Genomic DNA, 25,292 nt, shown 5'->3' with positions numbered 1-25,292 from the left:
AATGAAATTCCTGCATACCATGCTCCGCGTCACTGATCCCGACGCGACGATCCGCTTCTTCAACCTGCTGGGGCTTGAGGAAGTACGCCGCACCGACGTCGAAAAGGGGCGCTTCACCCTCATCTTCCTCGCCGTGCCGGGGCAGGAGGGGATTGCCGAGGTCGAACTCACCCACAACTGGGACCCGGAGGAATATTCGGGCGGCCGCAATTTCGGCCATCTCGCCTTTCAGGTCGATAATATCTATGACAGCTGTCAGCGGCTGATGGATGCGGGCGTGACGATCAACCGCCCGCCGCGCGACGGCCATATGGCGTTTGTGCGCACCCCCGATAATATCTCGATCGAGCTGCTTCAGGACGGCTATCTCGATCCGCAGGAACCCTGGGCCTCAATGCCCAATACCGGCGAATGGTAAGCCGATGAGCGCGCCGATCCGGATCGTCGGTCTGCCGGTGCTCAGCGACAATTATGTCTGGCTGATGCACGATCCCGCCTCGGACGAAACCATCGTCATCGACCCCGCCGTCGCCGAACCGGTGCTGGACGAGACGAAGGCGCGCGGCTGGCGCATCACCGCCATCTGGAACACGCATTGGCATCCCGATCACACCGGCGGCAATCAGGCGATCAGGGACGCGACCGGCTGCACGATCATCGCTCCCGCTGCCGAGGCGGAGCGAATCCCCACCGCCGACCGGCTGGTTGGGGAGGGCGATAGCGTCGCCATCGGCGACCATGTCGCGACGGTGATGGAAGTGCCCGCCCATACCGCCGGGCATATCGCCTATCATCTCGCCGGCGACGGCGTAATTTTCGTCGGCGATACGCTCTTCGCCATGGGCTGCGGCCGCCTGTTCGAAGGCACGGCGGAGCAGATGTTCGCGAATATGCAGCGTCTGGCGCAGCTCCCCGACGCGACTCAGGTCTATTGCGCGCACGAATATACGCAGTCGAACGGCCGGTTCGCACTGGTCGCAGAGCCCGAAAATCTGGCAATCAAACAGCGGATGATCGACGTGAACACCCGCCGCGCCGCCGGGGAGGCGACTATTCCCACCACCATCGGGCTGGAGCGCGAAACCAATCCCTTTCTGCGCGCCGCATCGGCGGAACAGCTTGCGGAACGACGCAACGCAAAGGATAGTTTTACCGGATAAGGCGCGGCGATATCCGCGCCCGAAAGGATGATGGATATGCGCAACCTGCTGTTTCCGCTCACCGCGCTGATGCTTGCCGGGCCGTTGCTGGCCGGATGCGCCGGTCAGGGATCGGCGCCGGGTGACAAGCCCGGTCCCGACCGGCTTGCCGAAATTCTGAAAGGCTATGAACCGGTCGATTCGTTGCAATGCGTCGATCCGCAGCGCGTCCGCTATAGCGAGACGGTGCGCGGCGGCATCGTCTATCGTGCGTCGGTCGGTCGCAACATTTACGTGAACGAAATCCCCGAAGGATGCATGGCCCCGCATGGCGACGACATACTGGTGAGCTTTCCCTTTGGCGGGCGCTCGTGCCAGGGCGACCGGGTCAAATGGGTTTCGCGGGTCAACAGCATGCAAAGCGGCTTTTGCGTGCTGGGCCGCTTCGCCGAATATCGCCCGACGAAGCAGCCCGGACAATAACCGCTACAATACGTAGCGGCTAAGGTCGGTATTGCGCGCAATGCTTTCGAGTTGCCCCTCGACATAAGCGCGATCGACGGTGAGCGTGGTATCGCCGCGCTCCTCGGCATCGAAACTGACTTCTTCGAGCAGCTTTTCCATGACGGTCTGAAGCCGCCGCGCGCCGATATTCTCCACCTCGGCATTCACCTCGGCGGCGATCCGCGCCACCGCCTTGATCCCGTCGGGGGTGAAGTCCAACGTGACGCCCTCGGTCCCGATCAGCGCCTTATACTGCTGCGGCAGCGAAGCCCGCGTATCGGTCAGGATCGACACGAAATCGTCCTCGGTCAGCGCCTGTAGCTCGACCCGGATCGGCAGGCGCCCTTGCAGTTCGGGCAAAAGGTCGCTCGGTTTCGACACATGGAAGGCACCGCTCGCGATGAACAGAATATGGTCGGTCTTCATCGGTCCATATTTGGTCGCAACCGTGGTTCCTTCGATCAGCGGCAGCAGGTCGCGCTGCACACCTTCGCGGCTCACCGAACCGCCGCTGCGCGATTCGCTGATCGCGATCTTGTCGATCTCATCGAGGAACACGATGCCGTTCGCTTCGGCATCCTGCAGGGCCACCCGGCTGACCTCTTCCTGATCGAGCCGTTTTTCGACCTCTTCCTCGACCAGCTTTTCGAACGCGGTGTGGACCGTCATCTTGCGCCGCTTCATCTGGCCGCCGCCGAACGCCTTGCCCATCATATCGGACAGGTTGATCATCCCGACATTGGGGGCGCCGGGGATTTCGAACGGCATTTGCGACTGCGCCTCCAGCTCGATCTCGATTTCCTTGTCGTTAAGATGACCTTCCTCGATCCGCTTGCGGAAACTTTCGCGCGTCGCTGCGCTCGAATCCTTGCCGGTCAGCGCATCGAGCAGCCGCTCGAACGCTGCCGTCTCGGCCTTTTCCTGCACGGCATGGCGGCGGCGGTCCTTTTCCAGCCGGATCGCTTCTTCGACCAGATCGCGGGCAATCTGTTCGACATCGCGCCCGACATAGCCGACCTCGGTAAATTTGGTCGCTTCGACCTTCACGAACGGCGCATCGGCCAGCTTGGCGAGGCGGCGCGAAATCTCGGTCTTGCCGCAACCGGTCGGCCCGATCATCAGGATGTTCTTCGGCGTCACCTCATCGCGAAGATCGGCGGGCAGCTTCTGCCGCCGCCAGCGATTGCGCAGCGCCACCGCGACGGCGCGCTTGGCGTCTTTCTGCCCGATAATATGCTGGTCGAGCGCGGCGACGATCGCCTTGGGAGTAAGGGAGTCGGTCATTTCTGTCTCAAAAAATGGAATTGCGGGATAAGGAAGAAGCAGGGCGCATAGCCCCGGCTCAGCTGTCGCTGTCGAGCGTTTCGACGGTCAGATTTTCGTTGGTATAGACGCATACGTCAGCCGCGATCTTCATCGCCCGGCGGCAGATCGTTTCCGCATCGCTTTCATATTCGACCAGCGCGCGGGCTGCGGCCAGCGCATAATTGCCGCCCGATCCGATCGCGGCGACTCCGGCTTCGGGTTCCAGCACATCGCCATTGCCGGTGATGACCAGCGTGATCTCCTTATCCGCGACGATCAGCATCGCCTCCAGATTGCGAAGATATTTGTCGGTGCGCCAGTCCTTGGCCAGTTCCACCGCCGCGCGCAGCAATTGCCGCGAATGCCGCTCCAGCTTCGCCTCCAGCCGTTCGAACAGCGTGAAGGCATCGGCGGTCGCGCCCGCAAAGCCCGCGATCACCGCGCCGTCGGCAAGCGTGCGCACCTTGCGCGCATTGGGCTTCATCACCGTTTGACCGGCAGTTACCTGCCCGTCGCCCGCGATCACCACCTTGCCGGATTTGCGCACGGAAAGGATGGTCGTGCCGTGCCACATAATCTTATTATCGCTCATGCGCGGCGATATGGGATCGACCAGCGCTTCACGCAAACCCCCGACCGACAATGCCTCGCTTCGTCTATCATGAAAGATGAGGGGAGAACGATGCGTGCATCGTCAGGAGAGTTGCCATGTCCGTTCACTGGATTACCAATGCCGCCCCGGACGCTCGCCCCATTCTGGGCGATATGGCCGAGATCATCGAAATGGAGGCGGAAGCGCGCCGTGACGAGGCGCAAAGCTTTCTGGGACTGCTGTACGCGCTTCCGGTAAGCCTCGCATTCTGGGGTGTCGTGGCGCTGTTCGTCTGGCGCTGACACCAAGCTGCGTTGATGTGGACCTATCCGCATATTGCGATCCTTGCCACCAGTCGTCACCCCAGCGAACGCTGGGGTCTCCGGGGGACTTGGGGAGAACGGAGCAGTGCACCTGCAGCAGATGTCAGCGTACGCTGGCATGACGGCGGGGGGATGGGGCGCCATCCATGCAGCGTGGTATGACGCCCCCGAAATCTACACCGACCTGCAATAATCTGGACTCACTGCAAAGGTCGTCATCGCGACGAGCGCAGCGACGCGGCGATCCAGCGACGCGTAAGCCGCTTCCGGATTGCCGCGCCCCTTCGGGGCTCGCGAGTGACAATCGTGGCATGCATTTGGATTAATGCCGGTCAGTATCAGCGGTCCGACCCCTTCATCTTCCCGAACTGGCGCGCTGCGGTATAGCCGAGATACCCGGTGCCGAAGAGCGTATAGAGCGGTTCGGGAAGTGCGGCGAGATAGCCGGTCATACCCTCGACGATCCCGTGCGCCAGTGCGGGATCGAATGCGCCGATCACGCCCATCGGGATCGACCACAGGAACAGCACGTACATCACGTACAGGAAGCTCGGCCTTGCCCGGCTGGTCCAGGGGTCGGGCGACTGCGCCTCCGCCACGATCGCCGACAGCTGCGCCTTTACCTGTTCCAGCTCCTGCGCATTTTGCAGTTCGAGCAGTTTCAGTTTCGCCGCGTCTCGCGCAGCCGGGTCGGGAATGATCTTGTCGATCAGCCCGGCGATCGGCGCGATTATGCCGTTGATGATGTTCATCGCACCCCTTCCTTAACCGATACGGTTCGCAAGCCAGCCATATAGAAACGCCTCATTGGCCGGGCGACGTTCGGCGAGCGCCAGATAGCGTTCGCCCTGCAGCGCGTTGATTGCGTGTACCAGCACTTGCTCACCCGCTTTGCCGCGCAGTTTCACAAATGCGTCGAGCGCGGCGAGCGTCGCCGGGCCGATCACCGAATCCAGTACAAGGTCGGGATAATCGCTCGCGCCGCGATTGAGCGCATTGAGCGCACGTTGCATAAATCCGATTCCCACCGCCGGGCCCATATTCACCCCGGTATCGAACAGCTCCGCTGCCAGCATCGGCGCGCGTTCGGCCACCTTGTCGAAACCGGGTGCTGCCCAGTACCGGCGGCGATAGATTGCATGGGCGGCTTGGCGGGGAAGCGAGCGCATCGGTCCGGCATAGCCCTCGGCACGCGCGACCGCTTCGGTAATCCCCCATCGCGTCGCCCCGCCGCGATCGGCCTTGTGATCGACGAATCCCCCTTCGCGCGCAATGACCTCTTCGATCAGCGAATCAACCTGCATGTCCGAATCTCCTCTGCCCCTTCGGCGAGAGGATATAACCAAATAGGTTCATGTAGGACAGCGGAAAATGCGCCTCGTCAACCTTCGGGCGGGCGTTCTGCCTCGTCGGCGGCGTTTTGCAGGGCAGTGGCGGTTTGGCGTGCGGCATCGGGGGTCAGCGAAATCGCCACTCCTCTCGGCCCGTCGAGCAGCACCTGCCCTTTCTCGGCCACCGCGCTCAGCGGCTGATTATGCGGCCGATGATAGGGCTCCATATTGTCCTCCAGCCAGTATTCGGTCTAGAAACGAGGCCATGCCTCGTTCCGTTCCCATTGGACCGGGGCCGGTGAGGGGCATGACGACACGATCTTTTCTGATGACGCACCGGCATCCGCGTCTGACCGATGCCGAGCGTACCGCGCTGAACAACGCAGTTGCGCATGTTCGCGAAGTTCCGGCCCGGCATGTGCTGGTGCGCGAAGGCGTGCCGCTCAGCCAATGTACGCTGCTCACCCGCGGCTTCATCCATCGCTACAAGGATACGCAGGATGGCCGGCGGCAAATCCTTGCGCTGCACATTCCCGGCGATTTCGTCGATCTGCACAGCTATCCGCTCAAACGGCTCGAACATTCGGTTGCCGCGACCACCGATGTCGAAATCGCGGTTTTCCCGCATCAGGCGATCCGCGAACTGACGCTGATCTCGCCCAATCTCACTGAGCTGCTGTGGCGCAGCACGCTGATCGACGCGGCGATCAACCGCGAATGGCTGGTGTCGATCGGTGCCCGCTCAGCGGCAGTGCGGATCGCGCACCTGTTCTGCGAATTGCGCGCCCGGATGGAGCGGGTCGGCATGGCGGACGAACATGGTTTCGAACTACCGATCACGCAGGTCGATCTGGCCGACGCCACCGGCCTTACCCCGGTCCATACCAACCGGATGGTGCGCCAGCTGCGCGACCAGAAGCTCGTCGATTTTCGCGATCGCCGGGTCGTCATTCACGACCTCGACCGGCTGATCGACTTCGCGCAGTTCGATACCGGTTATCTTTTCTTCGACTGACGCCATGATGCGATTCGCAAGACCCATGGCATCATAGCCAGGTCCGCGCGGCGGCTGAGCGAAGCCGATGCGCGATGCGTCAGCATCCCGGCGGTTCGCTATCAGCACTTGTGGGGGGCGGGCACATGCGCCGCCCCCGGCTGTGCTTATTCCGCAGCGTGACTGCCCGAAAACATGTCGGTGCCCAAATCTTCCTCGCGCGAATCGTCATTGCCGGCCTTGGCCTTCTGACGCTTGTCGAAGCTGTCCCACACCTCGTTCCAGTTGCCGCGCGTCGCGCCCTTGGAATATTCTGTGGCGCGCGTTTCGAAGAAATTGGCGTGCTCGACCCCGTTCAGCAGCGGCGTGAGCCAGGGCAGCGGATGCTCCTCGATCAGATACATCGGCTTCATGCCCAGCTGCTGGAGCCGCCAGTCGGCGATGTAACGGATATATTTCTTGATATCCTTGGGCGTCATGCCGTTCACCGGACCCATTTCGAAGGCAAGGTCGATAAAGGCATCTTCCAGCCGGATCGTCGTCGCGCACTGATCCAGAATGTCTTCCTTGACCGATTTGGTCAGGCAGTCGCGTTCCTTCACGAATGCGTGGAACAGGTTGGTGATGCCTTCGCAATGCAGGCTTTCATCGCGCACCGACCAGCTGACGATCTGCCCCATGCCCTTCATCTTGTTGAAGCGCGGGAAGTTCATCAGCATCGCGAAGCTCGCGAACAGCTGCACGCCTTCGGTAAACCCGCCGAACATGGCGAGCGTGCGGGCGATATCTTCATCGGTGTCGACGCCGAACTTCTGAAGGTAATCGTGCTTGTCCTTCAGCTCGGTATATTCGAGGAACGCGCCATATTCGCTTTCGGGCATGCCGATCGTGTCGAGCAGATGGCTGTACGCCGCGATATGGATCGTCTCCATATTCGAAAAGGCGGCGAGCATCATCTTCACTTCGGTCGGTTTGAACACCCGGCCATATTTTTCGTGATAGCAATCCTGCACCTCGACATCAGCCTGGGTGAAGAAGCGGAAAATCTGCGTCAGCAGGTTGCGCTCATGCTCGGTCAGCTTCTGCGCCCAGTCGCGGCAATCCTCGCCCAGCGGCACTTCTTCGGGCAGCCAGTGGACCTGTTGCTGGCGCTTCCAGAAATCATAGGCCCAGGGATATTCGAAGGGCTTGTAGGTTTTGCGGGCTTCGAGAAGGGACATGGGGCTACTCCGGATGCGAAACTGAAAAACAAAAAGGGGCGGCGGCGCGGTTCATGCCGCGCCTCCCGCAGCGATCTCGCCATTCCACGACCACATGGCTGCGGCCGACATGGTGAGAATGGCGGCAAGGGCAAGCGCCATCACCGCGATCATGCGATAGGCATAGATTCGGGCCTCGCCGACCGGCCTTCTAAGCCGCGACAGCAGCCACAGACCGGACAGCGCGGCGGTAAGCGCCACCGCGAACATCACGAGGATCGTCGGGCTCAAGGTCGCGAGGCTCATCGCCGCACCACGCGCGTACGATACACGGTTCTGGTCCCGCGTGCACCCACGCCCAGAAACACGATGCCGACAAAATAGCCGAAATCATACCAGCCGCCATTATTGGGCACGGCATAAATGGCGATGTCGGGCAGGAACAGCGACAGTACCCATGCCACGGGAAAGATGAATCCGTGCCACAGACCCAGCAGGAAGCCGGGTGCGGCTGGCGTGACTGCGCTCGCGACCTGACGCGCGCATCCGCTCAGCAGGGCGGTGAGGGGGACGAGGAGAAAACCGGTCCGTTTCATGCCACCTCCAATAGTTGCACCTGCGCAACGGGATTTTCAGGAACAGTTGGCGCTGCGGCCCGTTGATAGCGCATATTGGCAAGAACAGATTTGGGAGAACGCAAATGTTCGACAAGATGCGCATCAAGGAACATATGGAAATCGCTGGCAAGAACGGTCAGCATGTCGGTACCGTCGACAAAGTCGAAGGCGACCGTATTAAGATGACCAAGACTGACAGCGGCGATTCCCGTCACCATTACATCGAAATGGATCTGGTCGACCGCGTGGAAGACAATCGGATTTACCTGAAGGTCGACGAACCGACCGCGCAGGACATGAAAGTCTGATCGACGCGACAGCCGACGATTCAAAGCCCCCGCCCGGCATCGCCCGGCGGGGGTTTTATTTTGTGCAAAGCGTCGCCGATCGCGTGCATCAATTCGCGCGGACGTGCGTTTTCCTATTCGTCTGAAGCAAGGAGACGCATCATGGCTGATACCAGCAACATCAAAGAACATATGAACATCGTCGGCGCGGACGGCGTGCATCTCGGCACCGTCGATCATATGGACGGCGACCGGATCAAGATGACCAAGAACGACAGCCCGTCGACCAAGGACGGCAAGGGCGCGAAGCACCATTACATTCCCGCCGGCCTGATCGCAGAGGTCGAAGGCGACACCGTGCGCCTTTCCGCGACCGCGCAAAACGCGCAGGACATGTTCGAAACGGCTGAGTAACTGCGGTTCGCAGTGACGCGACGCTATAGCGCCATCGTCATTGCGAGCCCCGTAGGGGCGCGGCAATCCAGCTTTTCGCGCCGTACCGGTGCAATGCGGGATCGCCGCCTCGCTCCGCCCGTCGCAATGACGGCGCGGTCGGCGGGCAGCGCTTTCATATAACAGGCGCTGTCGAGCGCAGATAAACGCCCCGGTCCGCATCATGCGGGCCGGGGTGTCGCTTGTCTGTATGTCGCTGATCCTGCGCATATCTCTTTTCTCCGCCCTTTGGCGGCATAGGGTGCGCTATGTCCCGACAGTGCCGGGACACGCGCCGCGCCTTACTGACAGGCGAGGCACTCGTCATAGTCGGTGGTCGGCAGTTCGTATTTGGCGAGCTCGGACGTATTGTCCGCTTCCACGCCGCCTGCGAACCCTGCACGCTGCACCGATTTCGACCGCAGATAGTAAAGCGACTTGATACCCAGCTCCCACGCGCGGAAATGCAGCATCAGCAGGTCCCATTTGTCGCAATCTGCCGGGATGAACAGGTTCAGCGACTGTGCCTGATCGATATAGGGCGACCGGTCACCGGCCAGCTCCAGAATCCAGCGCTGATCGATCTCGAAGCTGGTCTTGTAGCAATCCTTCTCCTCGGCGTTGAGGAAATCGAGATGCTGCACCGAACCGTTCTTTTCGAGGATCGAGTTCCAGATCGCGTCCGAATTTTTCGACTTCTTATCGAGCAATTTTTCCAGATACGGATTCTTCACCACGAAGCTGCCCGACAGCGTCTTGTGCGTATAGATATTCGCCGGGATCGGTTCGATGCACGCGCTGGTCCCGCCGCAAATGATGCTGATCGACGCGGTCGGCGCGATCGCCATTTTGCAGGAGAAGCGCTCCATCACGCCGACATCGGCTGCATCGGGGCAGGGGCCGCGCTCGACCGCGAGCTGCATCGACGCTTCGTTTGCCGCCGCATTGATATGCTTGAAGATGCGCGTGTTCCACGACTTCGCCATCGCGCCTTCGAACGGCAGTCCGCGCGCCTGCAGGAAGGAGTGGAACCCCATGACGCCAAGCCCGACAGAGCGTTCGCGCATCGCGCTGTATTTCGCCCGCGCCATCTCTTCGGGCGCGCGCTCGATATAATCGCTCAGCACATTGTCGAGAAAGCGCATGACATCCTCGATAAAGCGCTTGTCCTTCGACCATTCGTCCCAGGTTTCGAGGTTGAGCGAGGACAGGCAGCACACCGCCGTGCGGTCATTGCCCAGATGGTCATAGCCGGTCGGCAGCGTGATTTCGCTGCACAGATTCGACGTCGAAACCTTCAGCCCAAGCTCGCGATGATGCTTGGGCATGTTGTTGTTCACATGATCGGCGAACACGATATACGGCTCGCCGGTCGCCAGCCGGGTTTCGACCAGCTTCTGGAACAATGCGCGCGCATCGACCTTGCCGCGCTCCGACCCGTCCTTGGGGCTGCGCAAAATCCATTCGCCGCCGTCGCGCACGCATTCCATGAATTCGTCGGTCAGCAGTACGCCATGGTGCAGGTTCAGCGCCTTGCGGTTGAAATCGCCCGAAGGTTTGCGGATTTCGAGGAATTCCTCGATCTCCGGATGGCTGACGTCGAGATAGCAGGCGGCCGAACCGCGACGCAGCGATCCCTGACTGATCGCAAGCGTCAGCGAATCCATCACCCGCACGAACGGAATGATGCCGCTGGTCTTGCCGTTCAGGCCCACCGGCTCGCCGATGCCGCGCACATGGCCCCAATAGGTGCCGATGCCGCCGCCCCGGCTGGCCAGCCACACATTCTCGTTCCAGGTGTCGACGATGCCGTTCAGGCTGTCGGGCACCGAATTGAGGTAGCAGGAAATCGGCAGGCCGCGTCCCGTACCGCCGTTCGACAGAACGGGCGTCGCGGGCATGAACCATAATTTCGAGATATAGTCGTACAGCCGCTGGGCATGTTCGCCATCGTCGGCATAGGCGCACGCCACGCGCACGAACAGGTCCTGATAGCCCTCGCCCGGCAGCAGATAGCGGTCCTTCAGCGTCTCTTTGCCGAAATCGGTGAGAAGGGCGTCGCGCGAATGGTCGACCTCGATTGCATAAGCGCGCGGGTCCACCGTTTTTGACGTGCGCTCGGGGGCCTTGCCCGGTGCGCTGGTGCTGGCGGCGGCTTGTGCGGTTTCGGTGGCGGTGTCGCTCACGTCGTGCGTTTCCCTGAAATCCATGACTGGCCCCGTTCCTTGTACGTTCGAATCGAGGCGGACCCCGATGCTATCATCCCGGCGGCATTGCGCGAGAACAAAAAGTGATCATCTGCGCCGAAAAGGCGCGGTTGGGGACAGCCTGCAATATCGTCATGCGGCCACTGGTCTACCAGTGATAGGGTCTGCCCCCGCAAACAGCCACTAGAGATTGTGCCCAATCGCTTCCGAACGCAAGCGGATTAATTACGTTTCCGGGACTCGGTTCGTCGCCCAAATGACTCGTTTCACCGGTCCGAAGGGACCGCGACGCGTGGACCTTCCACGGGTCCGAAACGTGCAAGAGAACGAGCAGCGAACAAAAAAATATTCCGGTGGATAGAATGCTGCACCCGCCGCTTGGCCACATATGGTGTCGCGGGCATCGAAAGGCCATAAAAAATCGGCGGGCGCATGGCACCCGCCGATCCTTTCGTTACCGATGACGGTGTGGTCAGAAGCCTGCCGACACCTGCACCCCGTAGAAGCGCGGCTCCGCCGGGATCAGCGTGATGTCGCCGAACGACCCGCCGGTATTGCCTGCATCGAGCAGATATTTCTCGTTGGTCAGATTGTGGACCCAGCCAGCGATTTCGAACCGGCCGTCACCGAAGCGCACGCCCGCTTTGGCATTGACGAGCGTTACGCCGTCCTGAGACGCGGCCTCGCTATTGGGCAGTTCGAAATAGATTTTGCTGCGATAGGTGACGCTGGGCGTTGCGAAGACCGCCATGCCGTTACCGATCGGCGCGTCGATCGAAAAGCCGCCCGCTGCCTGCCATTTCGGCTGCAACCGGAACCGGTCGCCGGCAAACTGGAACCGCGCATCGTCTTTGATCTTCGCGTCGGTATAGGCGAAATTGCCGAACAGGTTGAACCACGAAACCGGCCGCACCGACATTTCGCCTTCGACGCCGAAATTCGTCGCATCGCCCGCGCTTTCGGTGCGGAACGACCCGTCGCCCTGACGCACCGATACCTGAAAGCCCTTATAGGTATCGTAATAAACGCCCAGTGAGGCAGAGAGCGGCCCCCGCGCATATTTCACGCCGCCTTCATAGTTCCAGACGGTTTCTTCCGGGATCACGCTGATGTCGGGGCGTGGACCCGCTGCCGATACGACATTGACGGTCGGCGAACGGCGACCCTTCGAAATCGTGCCGTACAGGTTAAGCCCGTCATTGATCTTGTAGAGCAGGTTGAAGCGGGGCAGCACGCCCGAAAAGCTCTTCTTCGCCGAATACGTCCGGCCCGCCGTGTCGACGATCGGCAGTAGCGGGCGAAACACGCCGGCTGCCTTGAAGATCTCACTGTTCGGCATATCGGCAGTATATTCCGATTTGCGCTGTTCGATCAGCACGCGGGTGCCGATGGTGACCTGCAGGCGCGGCGTAATGTTCCAGGCAACGTCGCCGAACACCGAATAGCTGTCGTTTACGCCGTAATTGGCATAGGCGCCGCTATAGGGAATGGCGGCGAGCGGCTCGGGGAGGAAGATGCCGGTCAGCACCGGCGTCACCCGGCTCGCCGTGACCGTACCGTCGGGCGCGATACACGGCAGGCCCGCGATCGGCAGGATATTGGTGCCGGGGTTCAGCGGATTAGGAACGCTGCCTCCCGTAGCGAGCAGCGAACATTGCAGATAGGTGCCTTCTTCGGTCGAGAAAGGAACGACCTGCCGCGAATCTTCGTGGAAGAAATTCCATCCGAACGACGCGCGGACATGGTCGTCATTATAGGTGAAGCGCCCTTCATGGCTCGCCTGCCAGCCCTTCGCGTTCTCGGCGAATTCCAGATACCAGGCGGCGGAACCGTCGGCATCGAAGACTTCACGCGAATCGAAATCGCGATAGCCGTTCACCGTGGTGAAGTTCCAGCCATCGGCAAAGTCATAGGAGACGGTCAGGTTGGCGTCATAGACATCGCGCGTCAGGCCAAGATCGTCGCTGCCCAGCACCGATTTCGAAATGCCTGCGGGCGCGCCACTCAGATTGGCATCGCCGAACGGATCGGCGGGGCCGTTTGCGGTCGGGTAAATGCTCGAAATGAACGGCGTGCCGCTGTTGCGCTGACGGTCATAAGTGCCGATCAGGTCGATCGTCAGATCGTCGGTCGGGGTGAAGCGAAGCGATCCGCGAACGCCGAGCTGATCCTGCGCATACAGATCGCCCTGCCGGTCCGACAGATTATGGACATAGCCGTCGCGCTTCTTCCACTGAAATGCGACGCGGCCCGCCACCTTGTCATTGCCGCCGTTCAGATAACCGCTCAGCAATTTCTGGTCGTAATTGCCGTATCCGCCGGTCAGATTGCCTGAAAAGCCGGGCTTGGGCCGGGCGGAGATCAGGCTGATCGCGCCGATGGTCGACGCGGTGCCGAACAGCGTTGCCTGCGGCCCCTTGATCACCTCGATCCGGTCCATGTCGTACACGCCCTGATAGGCGCCGCGCGAGCGCGAAATATCGACGCCGTTATAATAAAGGGTGACGCGTGCCGCCTGCTGCGCTGATCCCGAATCCGACGTCACACCGCGAATGACGATGCCGGGATTATTGGCGCTCTGTTCCTGAATATTGAGGCCGGGAACATAGTTGCTGATCTCGTCGAGATCCGAAACGCCCAGCGTGTCCATCTGCTTGGCCGTAACCGCGCTGATCGTGATCGGCACGTCGAGCGCGCGCTGTTCCACCTTTTGCGCGGTGACGATGATGTCGTTCTGATCTTCCAGCCCGCTGGTCTGCGCAAGGGCAGGTGCGGCGATGGTCGACAATAGCGCGGTGGTGAGCAGCAAGGCTGTGCGACGCATGGTAAAACCCCTTTTCTAACACGATACGGCGCAGCCCCTGCGCGTCTCGCGTTGCAGCGCGGCGAAGCTTTTGCGCAAAAATCGTGACAGATTTTTTTCAATTTTGGGAATTGTCCCGTCTCCCGCCGCTTGAGGGGCAGGGCGGCGCGCGATAGCCTTTGCCGCTTATCGGGGGAGAATATTTCGATGCATGTTCGTCTTGCCGCTGTTTCGACGGCCGTTTGTGCCGTTGCCGTCTCGATCAGCGCCGCCCCGCCGACGGTCGCGCAGGTTGTGGTTCCGCAGGTGGAGGAACGCCCGCTCGCCGATCTGTCGTCTGCGCTCTCGCGGGGCGAGGTGACGAGCGAAGCACTGGTGCGCGCCTATCTCGACCGGATCGCGGCGATGGACCGCAACGGACCGGCGCTGCGCAGCATCATCGCGGTCAATCCTCAGGCCATGGCGGAGGCAAAACGGCTCGATGCCGAACGGCGCGCGGGCAGCGTACGCGGTCCCCTCCACGGCGTTCCGATAGTCATCAAAGATAATATCGAACTCGCCGGACCGCTGCCGACCACGGCGGGAAGCCTTGCGCTGATCGACAATGTCACGAACCGCGACGCGCCGGTGGTCGCACGGTTAAAGGCGGCGGGCGCGATCATCATTGCCAAGACCAATCTTTCCGAATGGGCGAATATCCGCTCGACCCGTTCCATGTCGGGATGGAGCGCGGTCGGCGGGCTGGTCAAAAACCCCTATGCGCTCGATCGCACCGCCTGCGGATCGTCGAGCGGCACCGGTGTCGCCGTGGCGGCGAGTTTCGCTGCCGCAGGGATCGGCACCGAAACCGACGGATCGGTGGTCTGCCCTTCGTCCATGAACGGCCTTGTCGGGCTGAAACCGACCATGGGTCTGGTCAGCCGGACTCATATCGTGCCGATCAGCCATAGTCAGGATATTCCCGGCCCGATGGCGCGCAGCGTGCGCGATACCGCGTTGCTGTTCACCGCAATGGTCGGCAGCGACCCCGCCGATCCGGCAACCACCGATGCCGATAAGCATCGCATCGATTATGCCGAGGGCTTGTCGAAAGATGCGCTGAAGGGCGTGCGCATCGCCGTGCTTCATCCTGATATGCCGGAAACGCTGAACGCGCGCTATCGGCAGCAATTGCAGATGCTGCGCGACGCGGGAGCGGTGCTGGTCGATGTCGAGGCACCCGATACCGACGGCATGGGCGATGCCGAATTTCAGGTGCTGATGATGGAGCTGAAAAGCGACATGGCGGCCTATCTCGCCACCCTGCCCGATACCGTGAAGCCGCGCAGCCTCGCCGATCTGATCGCGTTCAACAACGCGCATCGCGATAGCGAAATGCCGCATTTCGGGCAGGAAATTTTCGAAATGGCCCAAAAGACCGGCGGCGTCGACGATCCGGCCTATGCCGCCGCCCGTGCGAAATCAAAACAGCTCGCCACCCATGCGATCGACACGATGCTTCGAGAGGCGGATGCCGCGATGCTGGTGGAACCGACCTATGGCATGGCCTGGCTTTCGGACACGATTTACGGGGATCAGTTTTCCGGCCCCAGCGCGTCCGATCTGCCAGCCATTTCGGGCTATCCGCATCTGACCGTGCCGATGGGGCTGGTGCAGGGCGTGCCGGTCGGCCTGTCCTTTATCGGCCCGAAATATAGCGATGCCCGGCTGCTCGCGGCGGGCTATGCCTATGAACAGGCATCGCAGGCACGCATAGCGCCGCCTTATCTGCCGACGCTGACCATGGGCGTGTCGATCGCGGGAAGGGGGGAGTAGCGCCGCTCCCGCCGGATCCGGCGTTAGCTCAGCGGCATCCGCATGCCGCGCCAGCGGCTGGCAAGAAATCGCTGCCAGCCGAGCAGCAGGGGCACCAGCACCAGTTCGATGCCGAGCGCGACGAGGTGCCCCTGCGAGGGCGGCTCGCCCTGCCAGAGCGCGATGAACCGGGCGAGGCCGCCCGCCATCATGATGAAGCCGAGCGTGCGGAAGCGATGGCCGCGCGCCTCGATTTTCGGAATGCAGCTCAAAAAGCCGATCGCGATGCCGAGTTGCAGGCCCGACAGATACCGAAAATGGCTGTCGAGATCGGTCGGAACACTGCCCAGATAGCCGAGCCAGTCCGGCCCGCGAGCGATGCTCACCCCGGCAGCCGACAGCGAAAACACCGCCATCGCGGCGATGATCAGCTGAAGAATGCGGCGTTCGGTGTCGAGCGTCATCTACGGCTCCATACAAGAAATCTATCGAATGCTGGCAATGTCAACGCCGCGACAATGACCATCGCCTGCCGCTGTGACAACGCCCGATCAACAAATGCTATCCTGCGCATTGCGACAGGCCGTCCGCGCGCTGGTGAGGGCGAAGGGGGCGCCGGCGCGGCTCGAAGGTCGTCGGATTGGTCATGAACGCTGCCTTATGCGGCGCTGGTGCCGACCGGCGCAAGCCGCCCCGCCGCAAACCATACACGTTCCGCGAGGGAAAAAGGCAAAGCGAAGCATCGGGAACCGGGCGACCTATCATGCGCTTTCGATTCCATGACCCAGAGCAGTGACAAAAATCCCGTCGCCATCATCACCGGCGCTAGTTCAGGCATCGGCATGGGCGTCGCCCGGCGGCTCGGCCTCGACGGTGCGGCGGTCGCGATCAACTATCACTCGCATCCCGAACCCGCAGAGGACCTTGCCCGCGAAATCCGCGATGCAGGTGGGCGGGCGATTACGGTGGGCGCTGATGTGTCGTCGGAGGAAGATGTCGCCAGGTTGTTCGACGCGACGATACAGGCATTCGACCGCGTCGATATCCTCGTCGCCAATTCGGGCGCGCAAAAGGATGCGGCCATCGCAGACATGACGCTCGATCAGTGGCGCGCGGTGATCGACCTCGACCTGACCGGCCAGTTTCTGTGCTGTCGTGAGGCGGTGCGCCGGTTCCGTCAGCAGGATGCGTCGCAGGCGCCCTTCCGGGCGAAAGGCGCGATCGTGTCGATGACCTCGGTCCATGATGCCATTCCCTGGGCCGGGCATATCAACTACGCCTCGGCAAAAGGCGGCGCGCGCATGTTCGTCGAGACGCTCGCGCAAGAGGTGGCGGGCGAGCATATTCGCGTCAACGCGGTCGCCCCCGGCGCCATCCGCACGCCGATCAACAAAGACGTGTGGGGCGAGGAGGAGAGCCTGAAGAAGCTGCTAGAACTGATCCCCTATGGCCGGATCGGGGAGCCGGAGGATGTCGCCGCAGCGGTGGCGTGGCTCGTCTCCGACGCTGCCGATTATGTCACCGGCACTACGCTTTATGTCGATGGCGGGATGATGCTTTATCCCGGCTTCCGCGATAACGGATAGCGCGCGTCACCGCCGGATATAGCGAAAATACCAGACCTTAGCTGGCATTTCGCCGTAAGATATTGAAACCAGAGGGTAAAGTCGGCCATCAGTGACCCTGGTTTTCGGCCATGTAATCACCGGACAATCACCGATTTTGAAGCGATATCGCACGTTAGCGGGCGCTCGGATGGGTTCCTGCCATCACAAGGAGATGATTCAAATTGAGCCACGACCTGCTTTTGTCCGCCCCCACACGGATTGTCGAGAGCGTGGGCAATTCGCTGACTTGGCCCGCCCGATCGACTATGGCGAGGCATGTCCATCATCGACGCCTTCACGAAAGCGCACGCCAAACTGAGCGTCCCGGTCAACGGGCTCTATCTTCCCGTCCCCCAGGTCATCGAAAGCCTGCAGCGCTTCTGTCGGCCGCTGGTCTTCCACAATGACGGTTATGATCATGACATCTCGTTCTCCGGCTCCTGTCTCCTGTTCCGACACCGCGGCCATAACCTGCTGTTGTGCACCCGGCACCAGCTTACGAACGCAAAGCGCTCGTCGGACCAGATCATCCTCGTCGTCGACGGGGCCCAGGGCCGCCGGGTCGGCATCAATCCGAACGAGGTAAGCCAGGGCGTGCTCGATCCGTCGTCCGATCCAGCCTATGCCGACCTGGCCGACATCATGATCGCGGAATATTCGCCTCGGAATCCCGGCCGCGACCTTGCCCCGCACTTCCTCTCTTTTGATCTCGAATCGGCTCGCGATCTGCGGACCGTGGACCCCGCCTCGGTCGATGCGATCTTCTCGATCGGCTATCCAACCGGCGACACGTCTTATGACACCACTTTTGACGATGATTGGCAGTTGCTTGGTGTCGATGTGGTGTCACGCTGGTGGAAGCTTTATTTCAAGCCAGCGACGCCGACGGTGTGGGATGCCGCCGGCACTGTTCCGTTGGAACCCGCGAGCAACGATGATCCTATCCCCGATGACCCGGACGGCATGAGCGGTGCGCCGGTGTTCTTCATCCACGGTATCAAAGCCGGGCAGCCAGAACTCGGCTCTGCAGGCATCATCGTGCGCGGCAACAAGCTGGGTCGCATCAACATGATCGAGGCTGCTCACATCAGGCAGGCCTTAGCTCTTCATCTGGCTGCGTGATGATGACATTCCGCGCCGGTCGCGGTGCCAGAGCCTGAAAGCGGGGAGCACGCCATGAAGCGATACAGGTTCGAAGAAATTCTGAAGAGCAAGTTTCGCTGGCCCACGGCCGGCGACGTCCCGTTTGTCGTCGCGGCCGATCCAGACGCCAACGCCAATATTGCCCAGGACGAATTTACACGGCTTGTGCTGATGACCGACGGCTACAAAAAGGCCGCGGATCTGATGGTGGAGCATGCCACGAGCGCTCCGGCCGAGCGCGACTATCTCGTCTGCCCGATCATCTTCAACTACCGCCAGTTCATTGAGCTATCGCTCAAATATGTCATCGCAACCTACGGCCACACCGTCGGTATCGATCCGATCTGGAAGACCCATGACCTCGCTCGGCTCTGGCAGTCCTTCGCCGAATTGCTTCAGCGCTATGGCACGAGCGATCCCGACATCGCCGACCCGATCGTGTCGGAGGTCGTCGCTGAATTCGCCAAGATCGACCCCGGTTCCTATTCCTATCGCTACCCGGTCGATACGAACGGCCAGCCGATTCCGATCGCTTATGCGGATCTTCACCTTCCGACCCTTGCGGACGTCATCAACGGCGTTGCCGGCTATTTCTCCGGCACCGACGGATATCTGAGCGATCTGCAGGGCGCCGCACCCTGATGATCTATGACCAGCCGGGCGCCTTGGGCATCTCCCGCCGAGCGCTCTGCCAGTAGCGGTCGATAACTTCGCGAAACCCTGCCTTCGCTTTCCGCTGCACTGGCAGGATTGGGCAGTCCCCGTTAGGTCTTGATCATGCCCGACAATCAGTTCCAAGACTTTATACATGGAGCGAAACCGCTAAGCGGCCAGCTCGGCCTTACGCATGTCACCGATTGTGCGAGGCTGTCCGGCCTAGTTGCATCCCGCAAGCTCGAACCGCGGCTGTGCGACGTCTATGGTGAACCGCTGGTCTATCTCTTTTACGGGCGGCCGGCGTATCGGCGGGCATGGAGCGGCGGCGCGACCACCAACCTCGATTACGCGCGAATCTGTCTGATCCTGCGCGACGATGTGGCCGCGCACGCCCACCGTATCCTCCCGTTCGATAGCGGCGGCTTCCACCGATATAGCGGCGCGTTCCACGACAGCCTGACGCTGGCGGATTTTGAAATCCTGCCGACGGATCATCCCCTCAAGGTGATCGGGGCCTTCTACGACAGCCTCGAAGATTACTGGATGATGGAGCCGGTACAGCCTCGGACCTTTCCAGTGACCCAGCACATCGTAAGGTCTTATTACCAGCTGATCTCGGGCGGACTCGCGGAGCAATTCGACGATCGCTGCTCGGCCATCGAGGTCCAACTGGCCGACACGCTTCTGCTCGACGGTCAGGTGCTGGCCGTGATCGGCCCCAATCAAATTTTTGATGATCCCAAGGTGAAGGCGATGGTTGCCGATTGGGGCGCAGAACCACGCGGGTATCGCGTTCCAAGGATGTTCAACCCGGCAGAAGTTGCGGGTCGCATTTTCAGCGAGGTCGAGCGCTTCCTGGAGGACCAGACGTGGCTGTAGACGTCAGCCCATCGCAAGCGCGCGCCGTCGCGGTCTTCAACCCCACCGCGCCCGCGCCGGGATTTCTGCAGCCGTTGCTGGTCGGCATGGGCGGGGATAATCGCAGCTTCGTGCAGGTCGTGGCCGCGCCCGGGCGACTCGCCGGCTTCGCAGAGGTCGCATGGCCCGATCGCGATTTTATCGCCTTGAACGAAGAACCTGTTTTGCAGATCGGCGGTGAACCCCTCTGGGGTTTCCTCTTCCCTGACGAGCCGCCACTCGTTGCTCTCTGGTCAACCTTCCGCGAAACGATGCGCACGCGGGTCGGTGATCCGAAACTCGCCGAGAAGCCTCTCCAGCTTTTCGACATCGTCGACACGCTCGATTTCGACGAATTCAAGCCGTCAATCTACGTCCGGGCCTATCGCGCATATACCGAGATGGGGCCGACCGCCGCCAATCGTTGGCGCGACCGATCCATCCTCGAGCCGGCACTGGCGCGCATCCTGCCAGCGCTGGGACTGCCGTCGCATCGCACGACGGTGGTCGATGGGCCGACTGGGCGAACAAGCTCCACGACGCCGCGTTTGCGAGCGCGCTTGACGGATGGTGAACTCCTCGTCTTCCTTGAAGGCGCTATCGGCGAAGCGGAGCAACGCGGCTTTCAGGATGCCTACGACCAGTTGGTCGCCCAATATCCGGACCTCTTCGCGGATGGCGTTCGGGTCATTGCGACACACCCTCCGAGGCGCGCCGGCCCGCCACAAATCAAGGCCGAGGGCACGACCGTCGTCCTTGTCGGCCGGATCCGCGAAGGCCAAGTTTCCTATGATGAGTGGATCAGCCAGGGCGTCGAGGTCGCGGACGAGAGCCGCTTCCACCCGGCGCTTCGCATTCGTCGCGTTCCCAAACTGACGATTCTTCTCGGCGCCCAACCCGATTGGCCGCAGCTGGTCGAGGCCGGCATCCGAATGGGCGAACATGCGGCGGTGATCGTGTCGCTCTCCACCTCCGCCGCGCCGATGCTGCGCGACCTCGAGTTCCAAGCGCAAACCAACCTGCCGACGATTACCTTCTTCGCCCCTTATGCCACCAGCACGGTGAGGGGACGCGATCCTGTCGCGCCCATCCGGCCGATTCTTGAGATCGTAAAGCGCGAAATGGAGGGCGCGCCGTTCTTCGATGTTCACCGCCTTTTGAAAGCGCAGCACAACATGCTCGTGCGTGAGCCGATCTCGTCGAACCAGACTTCGATCGAGCTCGCCTGCCGTCTCGCGGCGCGCGCACTGAAGGCCGGCGCCGTCCTTGGCGGCGCCGCTCGTCTCTATTCACAAGGGGCGGTCAGGCGAGCCGACCACCAAAGTTTTGCCGCCGCGCTCGCGCACCTGTTCGAGATCGAGGAGAGCGAGCCCGTCCATATCGAGGCGCGGCGCGCCGCATTGCTCCTGCTGGTTGAGCGGATCGCGCAAAACGAACCGTCCCACTATGCCGATAGCCAGCGGCAAGGGATCATGCGCCTGTTCGAACTGCGCGGGTGGCGCATCGGTCAAGATCATGGCCGGGCATTCGACCTCGAAGATGACCAGCGGCGGTTCAGTGTCGTCATCGTTGATCACGCCCGGGACGTGCCCGCGGAAGATCCCGAGGCGGCCGCTCCCGGCCTGACCCGTGCGCCCCTGCTGGTGATCCATGTCGAGGCGCGTCGGGAGCAGCTTCTCATTGGCAATCGCGGGCAATTTTTCCACGCCGCGATCGAAGATATCGCCCTCATCGAGCCGGGGACCCTGTGGGTGTGGAAGGTATTGAGCCGTCAGCTCTTCGAAGCCGCCGCGCGTCCGTCCCAAGGCGCGCTGCGGCTGTGTGCCAGCCTCATTGTCGAAGCGGTCCGCCAGCGGCGTATTCAGCGGTCACTCTCGGACATTGACTGGAACCATATCCAGGATCTGCTCACCTCTTCGGATTGTGAGAGGTTCATCCGGTTCGTCGATCGGCGGACACCGCGGCGCACGGCCACGCTTGTGATCCAGATCGCCGACAAGTCTGGTTCCGACAACCAGCAGATCGCGGTCGATTTGACGATCGAAGATGATGGACCTGTCGTTCAGGGCACCGATTTCACGGAACTACCGTTCGACTGATCGACGGGCTTGGCAGCAGCCTTGCGCGCTGGTTGCGCCACATCATAGTCACCGCTGACATTAGCGCGATTGAGCGCCGGGCAAATTTAGCCGGGAGGTCGGATACTTCTGTCCGGCGAGAGGATCGTGATCCGATGGGTGGCGCGGGTGAGCGCCACGTACCAATCCTTGTTGCTCAGGCTGGGCGAGTGGACGATAACGACATTCGCAAATTCCAGCCCTTTGACCAGCAAGGTGCTGCCCACACTATAATAGGGCACGCGCCGGCCAGCGTGCCGAAGTTGATTCTGGACGCGCCAAACCGCCTCGGCGAGACTGATGTCTTCGCCAGACATGATCAGCTTGAGCGCAGAACGCACCGCCGACAGCATCTCGCGGCGATAGATATGGCATGCGGGCAGACCGGCAAAACCGTCGATCAGTGCGAGACACGACGCGTTGCTCGCATCCTGTTCGAGCGCGAGCGCCAGCCCGATCAGGGTTCCAAAGCGCGTTTCGCCGAGCTTGCGGCCGAGCTTTCGTGCCGCAACGGCCTTTTTGAAGTCGGCCCGGCCGATGCCCGACATGCACTTCTCGAGCAGATCCAGCGTGGCTTCGAGTCGCTTGGGGCCGTTGGTCGTGGCAAGTTTCCGGGTCGCACCGAAGATCGCCTTGCACTCCACGGGCTCGATTGTGGAGAAACGCTGCTTTCCAAGCGAGCGCGCGATCGCGGCTCTCGCGCCTTCATTCACCGAATCCGCGATGACGACCAGGTTGCCATCGTTGCCCATCGCCTTGAGGCACGCGGCGACGATCTTGTTCTGGCGAGGGCCATCCTGGTCCGGGAGCCACTCCCACGTCACGCAGGCTGGCCGCTTGTCGAGCGCAACATTGCTGCCACTTTCGAGCACGGGCCTAATCGCCTCAAGCCATGTGGCGAGCGCCGCATTGCCGTGACGATGCCACCGGTGGGCCTTCGTAAGTGTCCGGATGAGGGGGAAGTGCGGAAAGACAGCCGCTTTCCAATCGACCGGCGCCTGCCCGTTGAAATCGAAGATGGCCTGTAGCGGATCGCCGAACACGCATGTGGGCAGAACCTTTGAGATGGCCGTGACAATCTCGTGCTGGCGGTGACTGCAATCCTGATATTCGTCGACCAGGACCCCGCAATAGGAGGCGCGCAGCACACGTTCGATGGCTCCACTCGCTAACAGTTTCAGCGCCGCCGCGTAAACCGCCGACCAATCCTGCTCACCCTTAGGTTCCGTCACGGTTAGGCCGGAGCGTAGTGGGTACGATGCGGAATAGCGTAGGCACCAGCCAGCGATGGTGTCGATCGCGTATCGGTTGGTAGACACCTTGCGGTCGCGAAGTCGACGGCGCAGGGCATCGACTCCGGCATGGGTGTGAGTCAGGATAAGACGCCGGCCCTCGCTATGTTCGACAGCATTAGCGATCTGCTCGGTCTTGCCGCAGCCGGCGGCCGCGACGACGCTGCCTGCGCGAGTCGCGCAGACAATGGCGGCTAGATCTGCATCATCGGCTTCAGCCATCGATCCAGTCGCGGACACGCTGAAGGCCGATTGCCAAGGGCATCATCGGAATTTGATGGAGACAGGGCTCGATGATCGCTGCAATCGCTTCGCCGTGATCGATCGACTTGAACCAAGGCTTATTCTTCGCCTTGGCGGTCACACCGAGAATGCGGCGAAAGGCAGGCGTGTCGAAAGCTACCGGCAAGGTGAGATCGGGAAGAGGTGCGGTGCCCGCGAGCGCGCACTGCGCGTTGATGCGCGTCAATATGCTTTCCGCGGTGTGGCAGGACGCCGCATAGGCAATCAGGTCGCGTACAATGGCCCATGGGACGTCGAGAAAGATGCGCTCTTCGGTCGAGCAGGTATCGGGCCAAAGGAGCATCACCGCGCCGGCGGCCTCAGCGGCGGAAATATCGGCAGGGGATGGTGGCTCGTCGGTATCGAGCAATGCCAGGCATTGGTATCCGAGTTCCTGAAGGTGCTTGGTCAGCATGACCGCTTCGGGCACGCCGCGCCCGTCGATCGCGACCGTGCCGTTCAATGCAAAGGAATCGGAGCCTGCAGCGATCCAGAGCGCGTCGAGCCCGCGGAGCAATCCGCATTCGGTCCGGCCTTCGCCGACCAAGATACGACGCGCGAGAAAGGCTTCGGGAGAACTGCGTAGATAGCGTTGGGCGGCGCCGTCTTGGGTTGTGCCCTTGACCGAGCGCACCACGGTGTCGCCGTCGTCACAACGCACGGCGTGGATATTTGGCGCGCTGAGCTCGCGCAGGACGACTTCGGAATGGGTGGTCAGGAATATCTGCGGTGCAGCGGCAGTAGCGGGGGCGACGCCGGTTGCCGGCGGTGCGAGCAGATATTTCAGCAGGCGGGTGATCCGGTGCGGCTCGAGGCCGTGCTCGATCTCGTCGACCAGCGCGATGTGCGAGCCGCGCGCATTATGCTGGAGCGCGGAGACAATGAGCCTGGAGGAGCCGGTGCCGAGCGTACGGAGCGGCAAATCGCCATCGTGCAGCGTGACACCGCCCGCCGTGATCGAGGCGCTCTGAATATCGAGCTCGGCGGTCAGCCCTTTGCGGACTCGAACCGAAAAGTGCTTACCCAAACTCTCGGCACGCTCCGTCGGGATAGCGAACACATCCTTGTTGCTGAGGCGAAATGCGTCGCGCGCAGCGCGACTGGCTGCGGCGAGCTGTTCGGTCATACGGGCGCCATCGCCGATGCGGTTCAGAATCGAATGGCGTCCCCAGCTAAGGTGGCGTTCGGCGTAAGGTCCAAGACGCGTGGTCGCCAGTTCGCGGGCATCGGTGAAGCGCAACGAGGGTGGGTCGTCGGTGCCGCTGAGCCGGTCGTTGAAAATCGACCAACGCCCCTCGAGTGTAGCGGGATCAAGTTCGACGCGGATCGAGAGCGCGTCGACAAAGCCGGTGTCGGTTTCGCCAGGCTCGTCGATGAGGGTAGCGGTTGTGGGATTCCAGCCCCGCAAATGGAGGCCATAGCGATTGTCTGCGCAAAACTCAGCTGGAATTCCGACCAGGGTCACTGTGATCGTGGCGGCGGCGGTGAAATCGAGATTATGGAAGTCGGTATCGTCGCCAAGATAATTGCTACGCGGATTGAGCGCGAGATCGATCGCATCAAGGATCGTTGTCTTGGTCGAATCCCCCGGTCCGATGAGACAGTTCATGCCGGGCGATGGCGACCAGTCGAGGGACCGGATTCCGCGGTAATTCCTGATCTCGAGATGAGCGATCCTCACAGAAACCTTTCCGGCGCTAGGCGCGCTTCATCATGAGATACTTGTTTAGCAGATCGCCGGCCCAAGTTCGCGAGCGAGGCGTTAGAATG

The 25,292-nt window shown here is 61.6% G+C and carries 26 protein-coding genes; 13 read left to right on the top strand and 13 right to left on the bottom strand.

Annotated features, from left to right (window positions below; genetic code table 11):
• Position 1: 1 nt before the first annotated feature.
• From EV664_RS07805 to EV664_RS07795, 3 genes are read left to right on the top strand one after another with little or no spacing between them, the layout of a single operon-like run.
• Positions 2-418, top strand: coding sequence for a VOC family protein (locus EV664_RS07805; protein ID WP_133495138.1), 417 nt, complete (start codon positions 2-4; stop codon positions 416-418).
• Positions 419-422: 4 nt separating this feature from the next.
• A complete protein-coding gene (gene gloB, locus EV664_RS07800) occupies positions 423-1,160 on the top strand; it encodes a hydroxyacylglutathione hydrolase (RefSeq protein ID WP_133495137.1) in 738 nt (245 codons plus the stop codon).
• A 36-nt stretch (positions 1,161-1,196) separates the two neighbouring features.
• Positions 1,197-1,622 carry a hypothetical protein gene (locus tag EV664_RS07795; protein ID WP_133495136.1) on the top strand — a complete coding sequence of 142 codons (426 nt, stop codon included), beginning with the start codon at positions 1,197-1,199 and terminating at the stop codon, positions 1,620-1,622.
• Between the two features lie 3 nt (positions 1,623-1,625).
• Here the strand turns inward: EV664_RS07795 and hslU are convergent, their stop codons facing one another.
• Together hslU and hslV are read right to left on the bottom strand one after the other, a co-directional pair.
• Positions 1,626-2,927 (bottom strand): ATP-dependent protease ATPase subunit HslU, encoded by a 1,302-nt coding sequence (gene hslU, locus EV664_RS07790; protein ID WP_133495135.1) that lies wholly within the window; start codon positions 2,925-2,927, stop codon positions 1,626-1,628.
• A 58-nt stretch (positions 2,928-2,985) separates the two neighbouring features.
• The gene (hslV, locus tag EV664_RS07785) at positions 2,986-3,540 is read right to left on the bottom strand and encodes an ATP-dependent protease subunit HslV (protein WP_133495134.1); all 555 of its coding nucleotides are present in this window, start codon (positions 3,538-3,540) and stop codon (positions 2,986-2,988) included.
• Positions 3,541-3,656: 116 nt separating this feature from the next.
• Between hslV and EV664_RS07780 the strand changes: the two genes are divergently transcribed.
• A complete protein-coding gene (locus tag EV664_RS07780; RefSeq protein ID WP_133495133.1) occupies positions 3,657-3,842 on the top strand; it encodes a hypothetical protein in 186 nt (61 codons plus the stop codon).
• Positions 3,843-4,201: 359 nt separating this feature from the next.
• On the opposite strand, the gene EV664_RS07775 is transcribed toward EV664_RS07780, so the two are convergent.
• The 3 genes from EV664_RS07775 to EV664_RS19185 all read right to left on the bottom strand — a co-directional run bounded on the left by EV664_RS07775 (position 4,202) and on the right by EV664_RS19185 (position 5,421).
• On the bottom strand, positions 4,202-4,615 hold the full coding sequence (locus EV664_RS07775; RefSeq protein ID WP_133495132.1) for a holin family protein: 414 nt from the start codon (positions 4,613-4,615) through the stop codon (positions 4,202-4,204).
• Positions 4,616-4,627: 12 nt separating this feature from the next.
• Entirely contained in the window at positions 4,628-5,167 is a 540-nt protein-coding gene (locus EV664_RS07770; protein WP_133495131.1) for a glycoside hydrolase family 108 protein, read from the bottom strand.
• 77 nt (positions 5,168-5,244) lie between these two features.
• Positions 5,245-5,421 carry a hypothetical protein gene (locus EV664_RS19185; protein WP_162848801.1) on the bottom strand — a complete coding sequence of 59 codons (177 nt, stop codon included), beginning with the start codon at positions 5,419-5,421 and terminating at the stop codon, positions 5,245-5,247.
• An 80-nt stretch (positions 5,422-5,501) separates the two neighbouring features.
• Here EV664_RS19185 and EV664_RS07765 point away from each other — a divergent pair, with 80 nt between their 5' ends.
• Complete coding sequence (locus EV664_RS07765) at positions 5,502-6,209, top strand: Crp/Fnr family transcriptional regulator (protein ID WP_133495130.1); 708 nt, start codon at positions 5,502-5,504, stop codon at positions 6,207-6,209.
• 146 nt (positions 6,210-6,355) lie between these two features.
• Here EV664_RS07765 and EV664_RS07760 read toward each other — a convergent pair whose 3' ends face one another.
• The 3 genes from EV664_RS07760 to EV664_RS07750 are packed head-to-tail and all read right to left on the bottom strand — an operon-like array spanning position 6,356 to position 7,983.
• Positions 6,356-7,408 (bottom strand): ribonucleotide-diphosphate reductase subunit beta, encoded by a 1,053-nt coding sequence (locus EV664_RS07760; protein ID WP_133495129.1) that lies wholly within the window; start codon positions 7,406-7,408, stop codon positions 6,356-6,358.
• Positions 7,409-7,459: 51 nt separating this feature from the next.
• Positions 7,460-7,693: a hypothetical protein gene (locus EV664_RS07755; protein WP_133495128.1), complete on the bottom strand. Its 234-nt coding sequence runs from the start codon at positions 7,691-7,693 to the stop codon at positions 7,460-7,462.
• On the bottom strand, positions 7,690-7,983 hold the full coding sequence (locus tag EV664_RS07750) for a hypothetical protein (RefSeq protein WP_133495127.1): 294 nt from the start codon (positions 7,981-7,983) through the stop codon (positions 7,690-7,692). The genes EV664_RS07755 and EV664_RS07750 overlap by 4 nt, the downstream gene beginning before the upstream one ends.
• A 104-nt stretch (positions 7,984-8,087) precedes the next feature.
• Between EV664_RS07750 and EV664_RS07745 the strand changes: the two genes are divergently transcribed.
• Positions 8,088-8,312: a DUF2171 domain-containing protein gene (locus EV664_RS07745; RefSeq protein WP_133495126.1), complete on the top strand. Its 225-nt coding sequence runs from the start codon at positions 8,088-8,090 to the stop codon at positions 8,310-8,312.
• A 141-nt stretch (positions 8,313-8,453) separates the two neighbouring features.
• A complete protein-coding gene (locus tag EV664_RS07740) occupies positions 8,454-8,705 on the top strand; it encodes a DUF2171 domain-containing protein (RefSeq protein WP_133495125.1) in 252 nt (83 codons plus the stop codon).
• Between the two features lie 320 nt (positions 8,706-9,025).
• Here EV664_RS07740 and EV664_RS07735 read toward each other — a convergent pair whose 3' ends face one another.
• Together EV664_RS07735 and EV664_RS07730 are read right to left on the bottom strand one after the other, a co-directional pair.
• The gene (locus tag EV664_RS07735; protein WP_133495124.1) at positions 9,026-10,933 is read right to left on the bottom strand and encodes a ribonucleoside-diphosphate reductase subunit alpha; all 1,908 of its coding nucleotides are present in this window, start codon (positions 10,931-10,933) and stop codon (positions 9,026-9,028) included.
• 469 nt (positions 10,934-11,402) lie between these two features.
• Positions 11,403-13,754 (bottom strand): TonB-dependent receptor, encoded by a 2,352-nt coding sequence (locus EV664_RS07730; RefSeq protein WP_133495123.1) that lies wholly within the window; start codon positions 13,752-13,754, stop codon positions 11,403-11,405.
• Positions 13,755-13,940: 186 nt separating this feature from the next.
• Here EV664_RS07730 and EV664_RS07725 point away from each other — a divergent pair, with 186 nt between their 5' ends.
• Complete coding sequence (locus EV664_RS07725) at positions 13,941-15,548, top strand: amidase (RefSeq protein WP_133495122.1); 1,608 nt, start codon at positions 13,941-13,943, stop codon at positions 15,546-15,548.
• A gap of 23 nt (positions 15,549-15,571) precedes the next feature.
• Here EV664_RS07725 and EV664_RS07720 read toward each other — a convergent pair whose 3' ends face one another.
• A complete protein-coding gene (locus tag EV664_RS07720) occupies positions 15,572-15,991 on the bottom strand; it encodes a DUF4345 domain-containing protein (protein WP_133495121.1) in 420 nt (139 codons plus the stop codon).
• A gap of 315 nt (positions 15,992-16,306) precedes the next feature.
• On the opposite strand from EV664_RS07720, the gene EV664_RS07715 reads away from it, so the two are divergent.
• The 5 genes from EV664_RS07715 (at position 16,307) to EV664_RS07695 (ending at position 21,930) form a co-directional block, all read left to right on the top strand.
• The gene (locus EV664_RS07715; RefSeq protein WP_133495120.1) at positions 16,307-17,113 is read left to right on the top strand and encodes a glucose 1-dehydrogenase; all 807 of its coding nucleotides are present in this window, start codon (positions 16,307-16,309) and stop codon (positions 17,111-17,113) included.
• A gap of 297 nt (positions 17,114-17,410) precedes the next feature.
• Positions 17,411-18,256: a hypothetical protein gene (locus EV664_RS07710; RefSeq protein WP_133495119.1), complete on the top strand. Its 846-nt coding sequence runs from the start codon at positions 17,411-17,413 to the stop codon at positions 18,254-18,256.
• Between the two features lie 54 nt (positions 18,257-18,310).
• On the top strand, positions 18,311-18,919 hold the full coding sequence (locus tag EV664_RS07705) for a HEPN domain-containing protein (RefSeq protein WP_211338484.1): 609 nt from the start codon (positions 18,311-18,313) through the stop codon (positions 18,917-18,919).
• Positions 18,920-19,054: 135 nt separating this feature from the next.
• The gene (locus EV664_RS07700; protein ID WP_133495118.1) at positions 19,055-19,813 is read left to right on the top strand and encodes a hypothetical protein; all 759 of its coding nucleotides are present in this window, start codon (positions 19,055-19,057) and stop codon (positions 19,811-19,813) included.
• A complete protein-coding gene (locus EV664_RS07695; RefSeq protein WP_133495117.1) occupies positions 19,804-21,930 on the top strand; it encodes a hypothetical protein in 2,127 nt (708 codons plus the stop codon). Before EV664_RS07700 ends, EV664_RS07695 begins: the two co-directional genes overlap by 10 nt.
• 86 nt (positions 21,931-22,016) lie before the next feature.
• Here EV664_RS07695 and EV664_RS07690 read toward each other — a convergent pair whose 3' ends face one another.
• Both EV664_RS07690 and EV664_RS07685 read right to left on the bottom strand, forming a co-directional pair.
• Positions 22,017-23,462: a UvrD-helicase domain-containing protein gene (locus tag EV664_RS07690; RefSeq protein WP_133495116.1), complete on the bottom strand. Its 1,446-nt coding sequence runs from the start codon at positions 23,460-23,462 to the stop codon at positions 22,017-22,019.
• Positions 23,455-25,203, bottom strand: coding sequence for an ATP-dependent nuclease (locus tag EV664_RS07685; RefSeq protein WP_133495115.1), 1,749 nt, complete (start codon positions 25,201-25,203; stop codon positions 23,455-23,457). Before EV664_RS07685 ends, EV664_RS07690 begins: the two co-directional genes overlap by 8 nt.
• Positions 25,204-25,292 lie beyond the last annotated feature (89 nt).

This window comes from Stakelama pacifica (genome assembly GCF_004361835.1).
Lineage (GTDB): Bacteria > Pseudomonadota > Alphaproteobacteria > Sphingomonadales > Sphingomonadaceae > Sphingomonas > Sphingomonas pacifica.
The sequence above is the reverse complement of the archived record's forward strand: the minus strand, read 5'-3'. Positions and strand labels throughout refer to the sequence as shown.

What these genes read in the sequence shown, in the direction of transcription:
- EV664_RS07805 (WP_133495138.1), top strand. Translation starts at nt 2, where the DNA reads ATGAAATTCCTGCATACCATGCTCCGCGTCACTGATCCCGACGCGACG.
- gloB (WP_133495137.1), top strand. Translation starts at nt 423, where the DNA reads ATGAGCGCGCCGATCCGGATCGTCGGTCTGCCGGTGCTCAGCGACAAT.
- EV664_RS07795 (WP_133495136.1), top strand. Translation starts at nt 1,197, where the DNA reads ATGCGCAACCTGCTGTTTCCGCTCACCGCGCTGATGCTTGCCGGGCCG.
- hslU (WP_133495135.1), bottom strand. Translation starts at nt 2,927, where the DNA reads ATGACCGACTCCCTTACTCCCAAGGCGATCGTCGCCGCGCTCGACCAG.
- hslV (WP_133495134.1), bottom strand. Translation starts at nt 3,540, where the DNA reads ATGAGCGATAATAAGATTATGTGGCACGGCACGACCATCCTTTCCGTG.
- EV664_RS07780 (WP_133495133.1), top strand. Translation starts at nt 3,657, where the DNA reads ATGTCCGTTCACTGGATTACCAATGCCGCCCCGGACGCTCGCCCCATT.
- EV664_RS07775 (WP_133495132.1), bottom strand. Translation starts at nt 4,615, where the DNA reads ATGAACATCATCAACGGCATAATCGCGCCGATCGCCGGGCTGATCGAC.
- EV664_RS07770 (WP_133495131.1), bottom strand. Translation starts at nt 5,167, where the DNA reads ATGCAGGTTGATTCGCTGATCGAAGAGGTCATTGCGCGCGAAGGGGGA.
- EV664_RS19185 (WP_162848801.1), bottom strand. Translation starts at nt 5,421, where the DNA reads ATGGAGCCCTATCATCGGCCGCATAATCAGCCGCTGAGCGCGGTGGCC.
- EV664_RS07765 (WP_133495130.1), top strand. Translation starts at nt 5,502, where the DNA reads ATGACGACACGATCTTTTCTGATGACGCACCGGCATCCGCGTCTGACC.
- EV664_RS07760 (WP_133495129.1), bottom strand. Translation starts at nt 7,408, where the DNA reads ATGTCCCTTCTCGAAGCCCGCAAAACCTACAAGCCCTTCGAATATCCC.
- EV664_RS07755 (WP_133495128.1), bottom strand. Translation starts at nt 7,693, where the DNA reads ATGAGCCTCGCGACCTTGAGCCCGACGATCCTCGTGATGTTCGCGGTG.
- EV664_RS07750 (WP_133495127.1), bottom strand. Translation starts at nt 7,983, where the DNA reads ATGAAACGGACCGGTTTTCTCCTCGTCCCCCTCACCGCCCTGCTGAGC.
- EV664_RS07745 (WP_133495126.1), top strand. Translation starts at nt 8,088, where the DNA reads ATGTTCGACAAGATGCGCATCAAGGAACATATGGAAATCGCTGGCAAG.
- EV664_RS07740 (WP_133495125.1), top strand. Translation starts at nt 8,454, where the DNA reads ATGGCTGATACCAGCAACATCAAAGAACATATGAACATCGTCGGCGCG.
- EV664_RS07735 (WP_133495124.1), bottom strand. Translation starts at nt 10,933, where the DNA reads ATGGATTTCAGGGAAACGCACGACGTGAGCGACACCGCCACCGAAACC.
- EV664_RS07730 (WP_133495123.1), bottom strand. Translation starts at nt 13,754, where the DNA reads ATGCGTCGCACAGCCTTGCTGCTCACCACCGCGCTATTGTCGACCATC.
- EV664_RS07725 (WP_133495122.1), top strand. Translation starts at nt 13,941, where the DNA reads ATGCATGTTCGTCTTGCCGCTGTTTCGACGGCCGTTTGTGCCGTTGCC.
- EV664_RS07720 (WP_133495121.1), bottom strand. Translation starts at nt 15,991, where the DNA reads ATGACGCTCGACACCGAACGCCGCATTCTTCAGCTGATCATCGCCGCG.
- EV664_RS07715 (WP_133495120.1), top strand. Translation starts at nt 16,307, where the DNA reads ATGACCCAGAGCAGTGACAAAAATCCCGTCGCCATCATCACCGGCGCT.
- EV664_RS07710 (WP_133495119.1), top strand. Translation starts at nt 17,411, where the DNA reads ATGTCCATCATCGACGCCTTCACGAAAGCGCACGCCAAACTGAGCGTC.
- EV664_RS07705 (WP_211338484.1), top strand. Translation starts at nt 18,311, where the DNA reads ATGAAGCGATACAGGTTCGAAGAAATTCTGAAGAGCAAGTTTCGCTGG.
- EV664_RS07700 (WP_133495118.1), top strand. Translation starts at nt 19,055, where the DNA reads ATGCCCGACAATCAGTTCCAAGACTTTATACATGGAGCGAAACCGCTA.
- EV664_RS07690 (WP_133495116.1), bottom strand. Translation starts at nt 23,462, where the DNA reads ATGGCTGAAGCCGATGATGCAGATCTAGCCGCCATTGTCTGCGCGACT.